Here is a 14,621-nt window from a genome sequence, read left to right as displayed (position 1 = left end):
GATACACCGAGCGGCTCGCCGAGGCCGGCATCGACACATCAGTCGGCAGCGTCGGGGATTCCTACGACAACGCCCTCGCCGAAAGCATCATCGGCCTGTTCAAGACCGAGGTCATCAAGTTCCTTGGCCCCTGGAAGTCCGTTGGTCAGGTCGAATGGGAAACCCTGAAATGGGTCGACTGGTATAACAACACCCGCCTGCACAGCGCCATTGGCTACGTCACGCCGCAAGAAGCAGAGGAGGCCTTCTATGCAAGCTTGAATGCCGTCGAAAAAGTAGCCTAATCATTGAACCAGAAACTCTCCGGTAAACCCGGGGCGGTTCACGCTCTTGTTGCCATGTTGGAAAAGTTGATTGCAACGCCTGCTCTTGTCGAGCGAATGCAGGCGGAAAATATCAGTCGTCGTGAGTCCCTCGCCTGGTCCACTCGTTGGCCCATTTGGCAAGAGTTGATTGAAGCCGCCCGCCGCTCAGTTGCTCAAAAAGAGGAGTCGCGTGACATTGATCGGCAATTGTATGAACGGTTCCGGAAAAGACGGCCAAGCGGGTTGGCGCGGGCCCGCCGGATCATCGTTCGCAACCGCATGCTGTTTCGCGGCTATGACTTGGTACGCAGCTACTGTCCCGGCGCAATCCGGCTGGCCAAGCGTGCAATGGATCGGAGACCGTTATGAGCAGTCGGTGGCTGGTGACAGGGGGCGCAGGTTTCATAGGTGGACATCTCACCAGGAGGTTGGCAGCGCTTGGTGACGCGGTGACAGTCCTTGATATCCGTGTGTGTCGTGATGCGCCTGCCCCAGGAATACGCCACGTTCGCGCGGACATAAGAGACCTTGCCGCCCTCGGTAAAGCGATGGTGGGTGTTGACGGCGTGTTTCACCTCGCCGCGAATGCTGACGTTCGGGACTGCATCGCGAACTGGGCTAGCGCCCATTCAACGAATTGCGCTGGCACGATGAACGTCTTTAGCGCCGCTCAGGCTCAAGGCGGTGTGCCGGTTGTCTACGCTTCTTCGGCAGCAGTGTACGGAGATAGAAGTGGTGAGGTCTGCCACGAGAGCCTTCCAGAGCGCCCGATCTCTCCTTACGGCGCCGACAAGGTTAGTTGCGAACACCATGCCCGTGCTTTTTGGCGCATCCATGGGTTGCCATCTGCGGGTTTGCGGCTTTTCAACGTCTACGGCAATGGTCAGGATCCGACATCGCCATACTCCAGCGTGCTGGCTCAGTTTTGCCGAAATAAACGGCTTGATCGACCAAATCAGATATTCGGCGATGGGGAACAAACGCGTGATTTTATCCATGTCCTTGATGTGGTTCAGGCTTTTGTTGCCGCAATGAAGCGGCTGAGGAACATTCCTGAAAGTTGGGTGAGCAATGTCTGCACGGGGCACTCGGTCTCGCTGCTGGAGGTAAGTCGCATCATTGATGTCCAGTTCGGGGGCAATCGCAAAGAACCTCGTTTTGCGCCAGCTCGTTTGGGGGACATCAAGCATTCCAAGGGCTGCACCAGCCAGATGCTGCAACTTCTCGGCCTGCGCCAGCCGATCACATTGCGAGAAGGGTTAACCCGCAGCCTCGATGATCCACTGTTGTCTCGGGAAGCGATATGACCAAGCCACGCATTCTGCTCTGTCCCGACATCCCAAATTGGGCCTATGACAACATTTGTGATCAGATCGTGCGCCAGCATTCGGACAAATACGACTTTGAACGCTATTACATGGCTGGGTCGGTCGGATACCCGGAGGTTTTTCTAAACCAGGTCTTCAAGATTATGGACCGTTTCGACGTTGTGCATTTCTTCTGGCGCGAAGATGTGCAGCACATGCTCAATCCCGAAACGCTATTCAAGGCGTCATCTCGCTTTCAAAATACACCGGAGGCCTTGTTTGAAGCGATCAGCGGAACGACCATCACCGCCTCGGTCTATGATCACCTATTTTTGGAGCCGCGGCACTTTCCGTGGCGTGAGCGGGCATTCTCATTCATGGACGGCTACAGCGTGTCGTCAGGTGCGCTTGAGGCGATCTATTCCGACATAGAGTGTTTCGGTGATCCTCTCGCGGTCATTCCGGATGGAGTCGACACCAATCGATTTCAGCCGGCGAATCTGGAAAGATTGGCACGGTCAGCGGGCCCGTTGACCGTTGGATGGGTCGGAAACTCAGCTTGGGGCAATGACCCGGTGCGGGATGCCAAAGGGCTCAATTCCATCCTCATCCCCGCCATTGATGCTCTCAAGGCGGACGGCCACGATGTTGTTTCGCACTTTGCGGATTCGACCGTGCAAATGCGTAATCATGCCGAAATGGTCTCCTACTACGGCGAGATTGACGTCCTGGTCTGCTCCTCTGAAATCGAAGGTACCCCAAACCCGGTGCTCGAGGCGATGGCCTCAGGTGTACCAGTGGTATCAACCCGTGTCGGGATCGTGCCTGATGTCTTCGGGCCGCTGCAATCAGAATTCATTTTACCCGAACGCACGATCGCGGCAATGACTGAAGCCTTGAAGCGCCTGTTGTATGATCGCGCGCTGTTGCCCCGATTGAGCGAGGAGAATCTCGAACAGATCAGCAACTGGACTTGGGAAGAAACAACCCGAAACTGGCCTAAGTTCTGGCAGAGAGCGATAGAAAGGTACCGGGGTGGCCGTCGTGGACCGCTCAAGCGACATCTCTTGCGGGAACGCTATTCCGCTTGGTACTGCGATCATATCAAATACAAGGATCATTGGAAGGTAGCGTCCGGCCCCGCGACACCTCCATCTCGTATTAGGGAAGGCGTTGCAAACTGGGTTTATAGGAGCCCAAGACGCTTAGCGGTATTCAAGCATTTGCTGGGGCGCCTTTGAGCCTCGAGATCAGGCGCACCCATTGAACGCGCGCGGGACAATCTTTTTTGCTATCCTGATGCCTTGGGGAAGGGTCGGCAGCAATCTGGTCTGCGCGACCCTAAGCCAGACGCCTGGTGTCAGTGTGGACAACGAACCCACAACCCGCATCCGAACGGAAGGTCATCGAAACGGTCTTTGCAGGGCAGAAGTGGCCAAACAACAATCGACACAGCTTGAGGAATTTGTTGACACGCATGCTGGCGTCACGCCTGTTGCCGGTCTAAAGCTTTCTCATCGTTCTCTGGTAGAGCCAGAATCCTACCTCCTGCAACTTCGGGAGCATGGGTTTAAGCTTGTGACAATGACCCGTGGAAATCATCTTAAGGCAGCAATTTCCCAGTTGCGGGCGCAAGAGAGGGCAACACAAATGACGGGGGAGTGGAATAGTCCGTGGGCGGTTCGCGCCGAAGAACCCAAACCCGGGCCTGCATCGATCGATATTGAGAAAGCGATCCGGCTGACGGCAATTTTTGCAAAAATGGAAGCATCACTGGAGAAGAGCGTCGAAAGCGTGTTTGAAGGAATCGCCCTGAGAATTGAGTATGAAGAACTGGCCTCTGATCCCGTCGAGACTATTGAGCTAATTTTTGGCTATCTGGGCCTTGTAGCCCCTGAAACCATAGCTCTCAGATATCGCAAGGCCACGTCAGACAGGTTGTCCGATGACATCTGCAATTATGCCGAATTTGAAGCCGCCGTAGAAGCGGCTGGCTATTCCCACTTTCTGGAACCTTAGGTTGATACCAACCGACGTAGGTTTCTTTTTATTCTCGAAATTCGTGTCTGACAGCTGATTTCGATCCTTACTTCGTCCGCCTCCTGAGCGATAAAATAGAGCGAATAGTCTGTGGCATGTTCGTGGTGTAGCACCCGAGCGCCATTGCATTTTCTGATGCGTGGCCTAGGGTTACCGTTCAGGCGAACCTGATAATGACTGCCTTGCACCCCGACGATTCTTACCTGAGTATACTCCACGGAAACTGCCCACGGACTCTTGAAAAAGGACGCGACGGTATCGGCCGCCGCTGTTGTCGTCATGCCTCGCAACCAAGGAAACCGGCGTTTCATCGTGTGTAGCAGCAGAGTCAGTTCGTTCAGCAATCCGGGGTTACTCGCGCCGCCTCGCCAAGGCAGATTGCGAGGGTTGCGATGCCCGCTGGTCGCCGCCCCCTGCGCTGGGGAGTCGCATATGTCGTCAGCATGTATGAAGTGAGTCCAGGTTCCGAACGTGGCAATCTGGCTGGCGGCATCGAAAAGGGTTTCCATTTTGCACTCGTGGCCCGATGTCGCCCGTGGCAGGCAGAACAGCGAAGGTTCCCACGGCTCGGGTCCGAACTCGCGATTGCCGCCAAGCGCCTCGCTCACGCCGATGTAGCTTCCGCTGATCACTCTTACCGTCGGGCAGGCCGCTCGCAACGCAGCGGCTCCAACCCGATCATATTCATTATTTGGCGGGACATATGCCGTCGGCGCAGGACCAAATCCCATTTCATCCCAGATCGTGAGCGCTGCCTTGAGGGAGGCCTTCATGGCCGTGTGATCCGGCCATGCACTATTGGTGAGGGTCAGATGATTAAATCCGTGCAGGCCCATTTCAGCAGGAGGCAAGACGCGCCCTGCAACGAATGTATCAGTGTCGGGATTCCCCGCACCTGCCTCGAGCGCCGCGTTGCGCCAGGGAGCGAATGGAGGCGTCGTCCGATTCGTGTAGTCGAACATACAAAAAAGGCTAAGTGGTTTTCCCACTGTCTCGGCCAAGGTGATCAGATCGGGATACCAGATAGTGCAATAGAACTCTGACGCCATGATTTCCGGAAATTCGTCGGCCACGGCGCCATGGAGTGTATCACTCAGAGGTGCAGGGAAATCATCCACTTGCAAAACGCTGGCATTTGCCAAGGATATAACGGCTATAGGTCGCAGGCACTGAATCGTCTCGGTGATCAACCCTCGGGCCCGCTTCTCTCCGAGGAAACCCGTGTTCCAGTAAATCACCCGGCCATCGCCAAAACTATTACTCCATGCAACTGGCTTGCTGCTCATCGTCGTCGCAATGATTTCAACATCCCGCAGAATCCAGAGGTCCAGCATGGCGTGTCCGCCCATGTCCGCTGCATCCAATGTCAATCCTGCAAAAGCAGGCAAGGCACGGCTTGGAAACCGGAGGCCCTCTTCACCGTAGTCAGGGGTGATATAGGCGCTGCGTAGCTCGGGCGGCGATATTCCGAAAAGAGTGTTCAAGTCGTCGTGGGTGCACCTGTAGAGCACACCAAGGCCGCCGCCTTTACATACGAAGTCTATCACCTTTTGGGCACTGCTTGCCGGCAAATCCTGTACGTTCTCAGTGCAAATCAGGATCACGTCAAACTCTGCCAGATCAGGAAAGGTGGTCTCCGGGCCGATATCAACTATCACATGTTCAAGTTGCGCATAACGTAGAACAGCAACCGTGTTATCGGCCACGACGGCGCCCGGTTGATCATTGCTGTTAGTCAGGATCAGAATCTTTTTGAAATGCAAGGACATGGATAGACATTCCTGCCAACTGTGGTGAAATGCTATCTTGTTGAACAACATTAGCAAACAGTTGTTGATATGGATATTGCTGAATATTACTTAAAGTCGGCCTGGTTGAAGTCAGTATCGTCGCTGACAGATTGGCCTGTGTGCGACCTTGTACCTGACCGGTTTTGTCAGGGTGTGCTGAGGTGTTCGGCATAAGAGTACTGAACGGCATTGCCGTGATTCCAGGCCATGACACAATGCTGCGGGCGGGGTCGCCGATACCGTAGCCGATGTCCAGCACTTGAGTTTCCGTCCTCGAGCCGGTCCAGCACCCCATTCGTGTTTTCTACCCCGATACTGTGAAATTCATCCACCGGTTTCGGGGGTGACTGCCGAATTATGCGCTTCAGAGAATTCTATGCAGGCGCCGATCAAGACTGGCCAGCGGGTTGCCTCCCACCACCCTCGGTGAAACACTGTCGTCTTTAAGCGGCTCAGATTTTGGAGCCGGACGTTTTGTCAGGTAATCACTGAGCGCATCCATGAAGTAGGTTACATCTTCTTCGGACCAGTCGAAGGGGTTGAATTGTGAAAGCGACAGGTGCGGCACCAGCTTGAGGCCGCGCAATGTCTGATCCTGCGTGACTGCAGCCGTCATTGACCAGTCGGGGAACCAACGATCATCGAGTTCCTGCACGGCCAGGAGCTTGATCTTGCCATGGCGAGGATCGCGGGAGATCCGCGCAAAAGCAGCCCGAATTTCGTTCGCACCCCCTTCAAGCCACTGAAGATAGGTGTTGTTGTCGTAGATCAATGCACCGGTAAGCGCGTCGCGCTCATTGTTGCGTTGAGAGACCCGCAGAATTTCTTCGGACTGCTCGAATGAGAAGTTTGTCGGCTTGGAACAATAGGCCAACCCCACATATCTTGTCATGCACACCTGCCTTCAAGCCGTTTTATTGTTGTGGCAATGGGCGCCAGCTTAAAGGTCCAATTGCCGGTATTCCACAGATGAACTGAAGTCACCACGAGAGTTTGATCTTGGCGTTACATGTGGTCAAGTGATCTGGCGCATTGCGAACAGGTGGTGCAAGGTTGGTCAACCACCTTCACGACAGGACCCGGCGAAGCGCGACAACGGCAAGACGGAGGCAGCAATATGAGCGAGAAGCAACCCACGGTTTCCTTCACGCAGATGAAAGACGGCACCCGGGAGGATTACGAGCTGCTCGATACACTCGAAAAGCCCTTCGTGGCAGGTACTGCCGATCGGCTGTTGAGGGAACTGGCTGCGCAGGCAGAAGAGACCCTGTCGGGCTACAGGATCACCCGGCTCGAGCACGGTCTTCAGGCCGCCACGCGTGCGCGCCACGACGGGGCGGACCGGGACTGGGTCGTGGCTGCACTGTTGCACGACATTGGCGACAGGCTCGCACCACAGAATCACGATCGGATGGCCGCGGAGATCCTGCGCCCATATGTCCGTGAGGAGGTTGCATGGGTCGTCGAGCATCACGGCATTTTCCAAATGGCCTACTACGCCCTGCACTATGGCTGGGATCCCGAGGAGCGTCAGCGGTTCAAGGATCATCCCTGCTATCAAAGCTGCGCGGATTTCTGCGAGCGATGGGATCAATCGAGTTTCGATCCCGACTATCCGATGGACCCTCTGGAGAGCTTTGCCGATGACGTGCGTGTGGTCTTCGCACGCAAGGCCTACGATCCGAATGTCTTGCAAGCCGGCGTCGTCAAGGGTCTTCCTGATCCGGTTGCCTAGCCGACCGTTCCTTCTTGCCGCAGCAATTGCAATCGGGAAATGTCGGCGATGCTGACGGCGCGACCTTTGCGAGAAAGGCGAAAAGCGTCATAACACTCTAATTGCGTCAGACCAAAGGCGCTGCAGGTTTGCGGGGGACAATCACGTGAGCGGTTTGATGGCGTTGCTCGATGATGTGGCGGGGCTGGCCAAGATGGCAGCGGCGTCGGTAGATGACGTTGCGGGCCAGGCGGCCAAGGCGGGCTCAAAGGCTGCGGGCGCGATGATCGACGACGCCGCGGTGACCCCGAAATACATGCAGGGCTTCTCGCCCGCTCGCGAATTGCCAATCGTGTGGCGGATCGCCCGGGGGTCGTTGATCAACAAGCTGGTATTCCTGTTGCCCGCGGGATTGGCGCTGTCGGCTTTCGCCCCATGGCTGATCCCGCCGCTTCTGATGCTGGGCGGGATGTATCTGTGTTTCGAGGGGGCCGAGAAGGTCGCCCATGCGGTGGGGTTCGGGAAGGGACACGGTGGCCCGGACGGCAGCCACTCCGAAGGCGATAAGGCGCATCTTGAAGAACAAAAGGTCGCAGGCGCGATCAAGACGGATTTCATCCTTTCGGCCGAGATCATGACCATTGCGCTGGCGGCCATACCCAAAAGCAGTTTCTTGATGGAGGCCGCGACGCTGGCGACGGTGGCCGTGGGGATCACCATGCTGGTCTATGGCGCGGTGGCGCTTATCGTAAAGGCCGATGACATGGGGCTTTTCATGGCCGAACGAGGCCAACTGGGCCTGACCCGCGCGCTTGGCCGGGGGATCGTGCAGGCCATGCCGGTGTTCATGAAACTGTTGATGGTGGTGGGGACGGCGGCGATGCTGTGGGTGGGGGGATCCATCATTCTGCACGCGCTTGGTGAGATGGGATATCCGGCGATGTATGACTGGATACATCATGTGGCCGTGGCCGCCGCCAGTGGTATGGGCGAGTGGACGGGAGCGGTGGAATGGACGGTGACTGCGGGTATCGACGGGCTTGTCGGACTGGCGCTTGGCGCAGCCCTCATCCCGCTTGGGGTAAAGGTGATCAAGCCGATCTGGACGCGCGTGATACCCGCCTGACGCCTTTCTAAGCGCGCGCTCCATCCCGGCGTCTCCCTCGGCATTGACATACATGCGATAGTGGATGTGATCGTGTAAGGCACGGCTTCGGCAAGATGCTTGAGAAGATTGGCGGCGGTTCTGCACCGGGCAATGCGATGAAGGCGAATTCGTTCGTGCGATCAATGGCCTAACGAATTGCCACTATCGTGGTGGCACTCTCAGGAGGGATCTGGCCCATAGCGCCTCCTTCCATTCCATGGAAAACACTGCACAATCAAAGTCCGGGATCAAACATCTAAACTGAAATCTGTCCGTGGATTGGGGAGTGGCTCAAATTCCACGATTCTATTCAGGCACCAATGCGCGTCTTGCGGAAGATCGGTTCGGGTATGGAGCATATGACACGCATCACCGCCCACCAGATCGGTTTGACGTAAACAACACAGCGGTGACGCTCAACCGCTCGGAAGACCGCCTCTGCCACCTCGTCGGGTGTGGCGGTAAGAGCGGCGGGGAGGTCCATTCCCTCGGTCATCCGCGTTGCGACAAAGCCCGGCTTGACCGTCACCACATGCACCCCGGTCTGCGACAGGCGGTTCCGCAAACCCGAAAGATAGGCCGTGAACCCGGCCTTGGCCGATCCGTAGACATAGTTCGATGCCCGCCCGCGGTCGCCCGCGACCGAGGATATTCCGACAAGGGTTCCGTGACCCTGCGCCTCCATTCGTCCGGCGAACAATTCCAGCGCCTGCGACGGCGCCTCGTAGTTCGAGCGCATCACGAGCGCCGCGGCAGTGGGATCACACTCGCTTTCGGCCTGATCCCCCATGGCGCCGACCGCCGAGACAACGACACCCGGCACCGGATCGAAGCTCTCGACAAAACCTCGCAACGCGCCTGTGTCCAGCGCATCGAATTCGTGCAGCGATGCCTGGATGTCGTGGCGCAGGGCGATGTCGGCGCGTGCCGCCTCAAGGTCTTCGGCATTGCGCAAAGCGAGTGCCATGGGATGTCCCGCCGCGGCAAAACGGTGCGCCACCGCGAGACCGATGTCAGAACGCCCGCCAAGAACGAGAACCGTGTCTTTCATAGGATCAGCCTTTCTGATTGCGCCGAGGCGAAGGCGCGGTCGAGTCCCGCCTCCCGGCGCATGTTTCTGAACGTCTCCGCGCGCGGATCGGCGCGGTGTAGCGACGACGCAGCAAGTCGCGCGTCCTTGGCAAGGTAGAACCGCCCGCCATGATCGAGTGTGATGGCATCCAGCCTGTCAAGAAGCGCAAACGTCCGCGCGTTCGCCGGAAAGTCGAGCGCCAGTGTGTAGCCCGCCATCGGGAACGAAAATCGGCTCTCCTGCGCACCAAATCGTTTCAGCACCGCAAGAAACGAGCCCTGACCGGCCTTTGCCGTCTCGGACAGCAGTGCCGCCAGCCCCGTCTCTGACGTCTCAAGCGGTAGTGCGCATTGGAACTGCAGAAATCCGCGGCGCCCATAGATCCTGTTCCAGCCAAGGATGGCATCCAGCGGATAGAAGTAGCTGTCCCAGTCGATCAGCCGGTGTCGCGGCGCGCGCTGCCCCCGTTTCCAATATAGTGCGTTGAAAGCCCGGACCGACAAGCCGTTGAGCGCCGCTGCGGGTGCGTCAAAGGGCAGCGAGAGGCGTCGCTTGCGCGGCGTTTCGAAGGGTTTGCTTTGGTACTGTGTCGGCAGGTCCGCCGCGCGCGCATGGTCGCCCGTTATCACCAGCGACCGGCCCAATGCAGGCCCCTTGGCAAGGCAGTCGACCCAGGCGACCGAATAGAGGGCGTCGTCTGCCGCCTCGAAGGCGTCCATCGCGTGGCGCAGGCTGGGCGCGGGGATCGTCTGCTGCGCGATCCAGGCGCTTTCGACCGGACGCAGACGTATGGCCGCGCGCAGGATCACGCCGGTCAGGCCCATGCCCCCCACCGTCCAGGCAAACAGGTCTGCCTGCTCTTCCCGGCTTGCGCGCACGACCTTGCCATCGGCGTTCATCACGTCGATCCAGTCAACGAAGGCCCCGAAGGAGCCGTCCCTGTGATGGTTCTTGCCGTGGACATCGGCGGCGATTGCGCCGCCAAGGGTCACGAACTTTGTCCCCGGCGTGACCTGCGGGAACCAGCCCTGCGGCAGAAAGGCCGCGATCACGTCGCCAAGCAGCACTCCCGCCTCGGCCACAAGCTGCCCGCTTTGTGCGTCAAACGCGAGCATCCGGTCCAGGCGACGCAGATCCAGCGTGGCTGCGGCCCCCATCGCGCTGTCGCCATAGGCGCGACCGTTACCGCGCGCGATGATGCCTCCCCCTTGAAGCAGCGTTGCGATCTCGTCCACCGATCGCGGATGTGCAACGGGACCCGGCCGGCGCGGATAGCGACCCCAGCCAGCAAGTTCGACTGTGCGGAACGCAGACATTATTCATTTCCGTCCAAGCATTGTGTCGGTGAAAACAAAACGCCGGTCGAGCCGGTACTTGACGACGTAGCCCACAGTGAGGCCCAGCACAGCGCCTGTCTCGCGCGCGAGATCACTCTGCCAAATCAACCAGAACGCTGTTTCGGTGGACCAGAAGATCGCGGTCGTGACGCCCCCCATCGCCGTGTAGAGCGTGAACTTGCGGCTGTGCATGGCAACCCCACTCGAGCGGTCGCCGAATATCCATCGCTTGTCGAGCGCGTATTTCAACATCAGCCCGACAAGGGTGCCAACAAGAACCGCCGTTGCAAAGCCGACCGGCCCGTCATCCACTTCGAGCACCAGACGTTGCGCCCCAAGATTGGAAAGCGTCGCGAGCCCCGCAAAACCCGCATATCGTGTGACCAGGGAGGTCGCCGTCATAGAACCGTCCCGGCCACCGCAAGGCCAAGGATCAACCCGGCACAGAGAATCGACACGCGATCGCGTGCCGCAAACACCACCGGATCGTCGTGCATTTCTCCGCGGTGGGCCAGAAGCACCATCCGGCTGATCCAGTACAGCAGGATCAGGCAGATACCCCAGAGCGGCGCCGTGGATGAATAGAGGAGCGTCACCGCCGGCGAGTTGAGATAGAGAGCCATGACCAGTACCGAAACATAACCCGATGCTACCGCCATGTTGGCGACCAGTGGCAAGTCGCCGCTCGTGTAACCCCTGCCCTGCATTGTTTCCTCACCTTCCGTTACGCGCGACACCAACTCAGTCTGGCGTTTGACCGCAGCCATAGAAAAGAAAAAGAACATCGAGAAGGCAAGTAGCCAGACCGACAGGGAAATACCCGTTGCAACTCCGCCAGCAATGATCCGCAACGTGTAGAGTGAAGCCAGCGTGCAGATATCCAGGACAAGTCGGCGCTTGAGCGCAAAGGAATAGGCCGTTGTAACGAAGTAGTAGATCCCCATCACCGCAAGAAAATCCGGACCCAGCGGCAGCGAGAACAGGACACCCGCGATCAGCAGCATCGGTGCCATCGCGGTTCCCCACGAGAGCGGCAGCGCACCCGAGGCAAGCGGGCGTTCGCGCTTACGCGGATGGGCTCGGTCCGCAGTGAGATCAAGAAGATCGTTCAGCAGATACACCGACGATGCGACAAGGCTGTAAGCCACGAAGGCCAGCGCCGCCTGCATGAGCGTCATGGCGTCGAGTCGATGCGCTGCGATTAGCGGCAGGAAGATGAGCACATTCTTAAGGTACTGGTGTGGCCGCATCGCGTGCAGAGCAGCCTCAGCGAGAGGCCGCCGCGTCGTTAGATGCTCGGCTTCGACCGGCAGACCATCGACCCGAGCCCGCAGTGACCGGGGCACATCAATTGTGACCGCATGCGTCGCCTTTTCCCAGATCGCGTAGTCCGCATGACTGTCTCCCATGTAGGAGAAACCACCGGGAAAGCGCTCGGACAAAAACGCGGCCTTCTTTGCGCCCTTGAGGTTCAGCGTTCCGTCCGACCCGTGTACCTCGTCGAAGAGACCGAGATGCTCGGCGACCTGAGCGACCAGCTTCTGATCTGCGGCCGAGACAAGCGCTGTCCGCCCTCCCTCGTCGTGCCAGCGCTGCACATAGGCCAGAACGTCCCTGTTTATGGGCAGCCCTGCAACATCCACCGAACCAAGTTCCCCGAGCTTCCGCTTGAGAGGTGCGCGCCCTTCCGGGAGCACGCGCAACGCCGCGAGGAGGTTCTGCCAGCGTATGGACAAGGCGGCCCAGAAAGTCTCGAAGAGCATGTCCGTTCGCATAAGTGTGCCGTCGAGGTCAACAACCAGCACCGTCTCCGAGCGCGGCTCTGGTGACTTGATCCCTTCGTTCTGCGCACTCATCCGAGCGATGCCGGGCCTGCACCCCGCCCGTCTGACCGCCAAAGGTGCTCTGACAAAAATTCGCCATGGTCCTGTTGGCTTTTATGGCTTTTACGAACAGTCATGCCCGTTCCTTGGCTTTTTTGTCCTTTGGATGCGTGTCGCGGCGATTCCATGTGTCCAACACTGTGGGCCAGCACCAGCGTACAAACCGTCCAGACCCCGTCAGTCGGCCAGCCAGCGCATTCATCGTTGAGCCTACCGTCGTTGCCCGACAACAAAAAAGCGATCGCTACATGATTGAACCCGCTTAAGCGTGAATCCGCCGACCAGTTGCGCCGGTTTTGTCGGGCAAGTCCGCTGCGACGCTGATCAGGGAATCTTGAACCGGGGAGGGTTGGCCGTATCGTTCAGCCCTTGATCCACGGCGACAACAGGCATCTCGGTCATCAGCGCCGCCTTCATCAAGAAGACGTTGTAGAGCGGTTTCCAACGCGACATGGTGAAATGTACCGTGTCGTCGATCTCGGAACCGGGCACGATATAGGGCGCATAGAGGCCGGGGAAGTCACGGGCCTGCGCCACATTCTGTGCATCGCTCCACGGACCGACGAGCGTCGGAGCGGTGCGAAGCACGATCGCGCCGCGCTTCTCGTCGAGATACATCATCATCCAGCGCTGGTGGGCTTCGCTCCACGCGACAGAAAGCTCGCCCGCAGGTGCCGGGACAACCGGCGCGGCGGCGGCATGGTCAGCCACCCAGCCACTGCCGTCCCAATAGCGGTGGGCAGCGGGATCAAACATCGCCGCGTGCGGGACGCGCCGCAGGCTCACTACGCCAAAGCGACCCTGAGGGATACCAAAGCTGTAGATCATCCCGTCGTTCTCGACGAAAGCAACCTGCTCGAATCCGGTGTTGGCCGGCCAGATCGCCGAGGGCGAGCGCTGCCACGATTGTCCGTCGTCGTCGGAATAGGCAAGGCCCGATTGGCGGACGATCCAGCGCCCGTCCGATGTCCACATCCGCACTGCCATGTAGTGCAGCACCATCCGCTCACCGAGTGAAATGCCGTTGGTGGGAATCACGGTCCATTCGAAGCCCGGAATCTTGTCTGATCGGATGAGTTCCTTGGCGGTGCCGTCTGCGGCCTCTATCATCGCAGAAAACGTGAACCCGCCGCGCGGGTCGGGATCGGCAAGCCGGGCCATTGTGCTGCTGCGCCAGGCGCCGCCATTGGGTCCGTAGGTGTCGCCGAACACCATGTAAAGCGCGTCCTTGTGAAGGATCATGTGGCCGAGGTCCGTGCCATGGATGTTCCAACGATCAGTCGCGTTGAACGAGTCCGCTCCAGTCATCTGGCGCACCACCTCGGCCGCGCCGACGTAAAGGAGCGGCTCGTCTTGGGGAACCAGCGTCATCACGACCTCCGGAACAGCCTCCGCCTCGCTCACCTCGTCAGGCGCCGGACTCGCCCCTGCCGCTGTACAGATCAGCCAACCCGCAATGGCCATACAGGCCCTGATCGTCCTTGGACGCAAGGTCATGTGGGATCCCCCTTGTTCAGAATCGTCGACGCCGCCGCACGCGGGCGGCGCTGTGGATACGCATAATAGGTGAAAAACCGCCAAGGTTGCGACAACGAATTTTGCCTTCGCGTTCACAATCCGAACAGCGGAATGTGCACAATACAGGGCACTGCTCCGTATGAGCCCGAAAGCGGCTAGGTGTTTAGTCCCGGCATCTGGTGGATCGGATTTAGGATGAAACGATCCGGCTCTGAGGTCCAGACCTTGCAGATGTATTCGTAGGGCGTGAGGCCGCCGAGAGTTTTGAGCCGCCGGGCGAAATTGTAGGCTGCCATGAAGTCTGTGAGGTGCGTGCGTAGCTGATTGTGGCTGTCGTAGTGGAAGCGCTTGACCGTCGCGTCCTTGATCGTGCGGTTCATCCTCTCGACCTGGCCGTTGGTCCATGGATGGTTGGGTTTGGTCAGCCGGTGCTCGATGCCGTTCGCCTCACAGATCATGTCGAAGCGCATCGGCCGGGAGATGATCGTGTTCCGGTTCCTCGGCTGCT

At 58.6% G+C, this 14,621-nt stretch carries 16 protein-coding genes; 7 read left to right on the top strand and 9 right to left on the bottom strand.

All coding sequences use genetic code 11. The features are described 5' to 3' along the window. The 5 genes from BMW66_RS18590 to BMW66_RS20160 all read left to right on the top strand — a co-directional run. Window positions 1-284: integrase core domain-containing protein (locus tag BMW66_RS18590; RefSeq protein WP_139196265.1), on the top strand; the 284-nt coding region annotated here is incomplete at its 5' end. Window positions 285-287: 3 nt separating this feature from the next. Beyond that, window positions 288-674 (top strand): hypothetical protein, encoded by a 387-nt coding sequence (locus BMW66_RS20165; RefSeq protein ID WP_139196272.1) that lies wholly within the window; start codon window positions 288-290, stop codon window positions 672-674. Beyond that, window positions 671-1,612: an NAD-dependent epimerase/dehydratase family protein gene (locus BMW66_RS18585; RefSeq protein ID WP_093120619.1), complete on the top strand. Its 942-nt coding sequence runs from the start codon at window positions 671-673 to the stop codon at window positions 1,610-1,612. Before BMW66_RS20165 ends, BMW66_RS18585 begins: the two co-directional genes overlap by 4 nt. After that, the gene (locus BMW66_RS18580) at window positions 1,609-2,853 is read left to right on the top strand and encodes a glycosyltransferase (RefSeq protein WP_139196270.1); all 1,245 of its coding nucleotides are present in this window, start codon (window positions 1,609-1,611) and stop codon (window positions 2,851-2,853) included. The genes BMW66_RS18585 and BMW66_RS18580 overlap by 4 nt, the downstream gene beginning before the upstream one ends. A gap of 22 nt (window positions 2,854-2,875) precedes the next feature. Next, window positions 2,876-3,631, top strand: coding sequence for a hypothetical protein (locus BMW66_RS20160; RefSeq protein WP_139196268.1), 756 nt, complete (start codon window positions 2,876-2,878; stop codon window positions 3,629-3,631). On the opposite strand, the gene BMW66_RS18570 is transcribed toward BMW66_RS20160, so the two are convergent. From BMW66_RS18570 to BMW66_RS18565, 3 genes are all read right to left on the bottom strand, one after another. After that, window positions 3,628-5,421 carry a DUF2194 domain-containing protein gene (locus tag BMW66_RS18570; RefSeq protein ID WP_175483319.1) on the bottom strand — a complete coding sequence of 598 codons (1,794 nt, stop codon included), beginning with the start codon at window positions 5,419-5,421 and terminating at the stop codon, window positions 3,628-3,630. The genes BMW66_RS20160 and BMW66_RS18570 overlap by 4 nt on opposite strands. Beyond that, window positions 5,384-5,701: a hypothetical protein gene (locus tag BMW66_RS20155; RefSeq protein ID WP_139196267.1), complete on the bottom strand. Its 318-nt coding sequence runs from the start codon at window positions 5,699-5,701 to the stop codon at window positions 5,384-5,386. Before BMW66_RS20155 ends, BMW66_RS18570 begins: the two co-directional genes overlap by 38 nt. A 105-nt stretch (window positions 5,702-5,806) precedes the next feature. Then, the gene (locus BMW66_RS18565) at window positions 5,807-6,334 is read right to left on the bottom strand and encodes a BLUF domain-containing protein (RefSeq protein ID WP_093120615.1); all 528 of its coding nucleotides are present in this window, start codon (window positions 6,332-6,334) and stop codon (window positions 5,807-5,809) included. Between the two features lie 225 nt (window positions 6,335-6,559). On the opposite strand from BMW66_RS18565, the gene BMW66_RS18560 reads away from it, so the two are divergent. Together BMW66_RS18560 and BMW66_RS18555 are read left to right on the top strand one after the other, a co-directional pair. After that, complete coding sequence (locus BMW66_RS18560) at window positions 6,560-7,177, top strand: HD domain-containing protein (RefSeq protein WP_245729556.1); 618 nt, start codon at window positions 6,560-6,562, stop codon at window positions 7,175-7,177. A 145-nt stretch (window positions 7,178-7,322) separates the two neighbouring features. Next, the gene (locus tag BMW66_RS18555) at window positions 7,323-8,282 is read left to right on the top strand and encodes a DUF808 domain-containing protein (protein ID WP_093120614.1); all 960 of its coding nucleotides are present in this window, start codon (window positions 7,323-7,325) and stop codon (window positions 8,280-8,282) included. Window positions 8,283-8,613: 331 nt separating this feature from the next. On the opposite strand, the gene BMW66_RS18550 is transcribed toward BMW66_RS18555, so the two are convergent. The 6 genes from BMW66_RS18550 to BMW66_RS18525 all read right to left on the bottom strand — a co-directional run. Next, complete coding sequence (locus BMW66_RS18550) at window positions 8,614-9,354, bottom strand: SDR family oxidoreductase (RefSeq protein WP_093120612.1); 741 nt, start codon at window positions 9,352-9,354, stop codon at window positions 8,614-8,616. Then, complete coding sequence (locus tag BMW66_RS18545) at window positions 9,351-10,691, bottom strand: FAD-binding oxidoreductase (protein ID WP_093120611.1); 1,341 nt, start codon at window positions 10,689-10,691, stop codon at window positions 9,351-9,353. Before BMW66_RS18545 ends, BMW66_RS18550 begins: the two co-directional genes overlap by 4 nt. A gap of 3 nt (window positions 10,692-10,694) precedes the next feature. Beyond that, complete coding sequence (locus tag BMW66_RS18540) at window positions 10,695-11,114, bottom strand: GtrA family protein (protein ID WP_093120609.1); 420 nt, start codon at window positions 11,112-11,114, stop codon at window positions 10,695-10,697. Then, window positions 11,111-12,568, bottom strand: coding sequence for a UbiA family prenyltransferase (locus BMW66_RS18535; protein ID WP_093120608.1), 1,458 nt, complete (start codon window positions 12,566-12,568; stop codon window positions 11,111-11,113). The genes BMW66_RS18540 and BMW66_RS18535 overlap by 4 nt, the downstream gene beginning before the upstream one ends. A 351-nt stretch (window positions 12,569-12,919) precedes the next feature. Further along, window positions 12,920-13,999, bottom strand: a complete 1,080-nt coding sequence (locus tag BMW66_RS18530) for a glycoside hydrolase family 183 protein (protein WP_175483318.1) — start codon at window positions 13,997-13,999, stop codon at window positions 12,920-12,922. Between the two features lie 269 nt (window positions 14,000-14,268). Continuing rightward, window positions 14,269-14,621: integrase core domain-containing protein (locus tag BMW66_RS18525; RefSeq protein WP_139196162.1), on the bottom strand; the 353-nt coding region annotated here is incomplete at its 5' end.

Origin of the sequence: Salinihabitans flavidus, from assembly GCF_900110425.1 — a bacterium.
GTDB lineage: Bacteria > Pseudomonadota > Alphaproteobacteria > Rhodobacterales > Rhodobacteraceae > Salinihabitans > Salinihabitans flavidus.
This window is presented reverse-complemented; position numbering and strand designations above follow the sequence as displayed.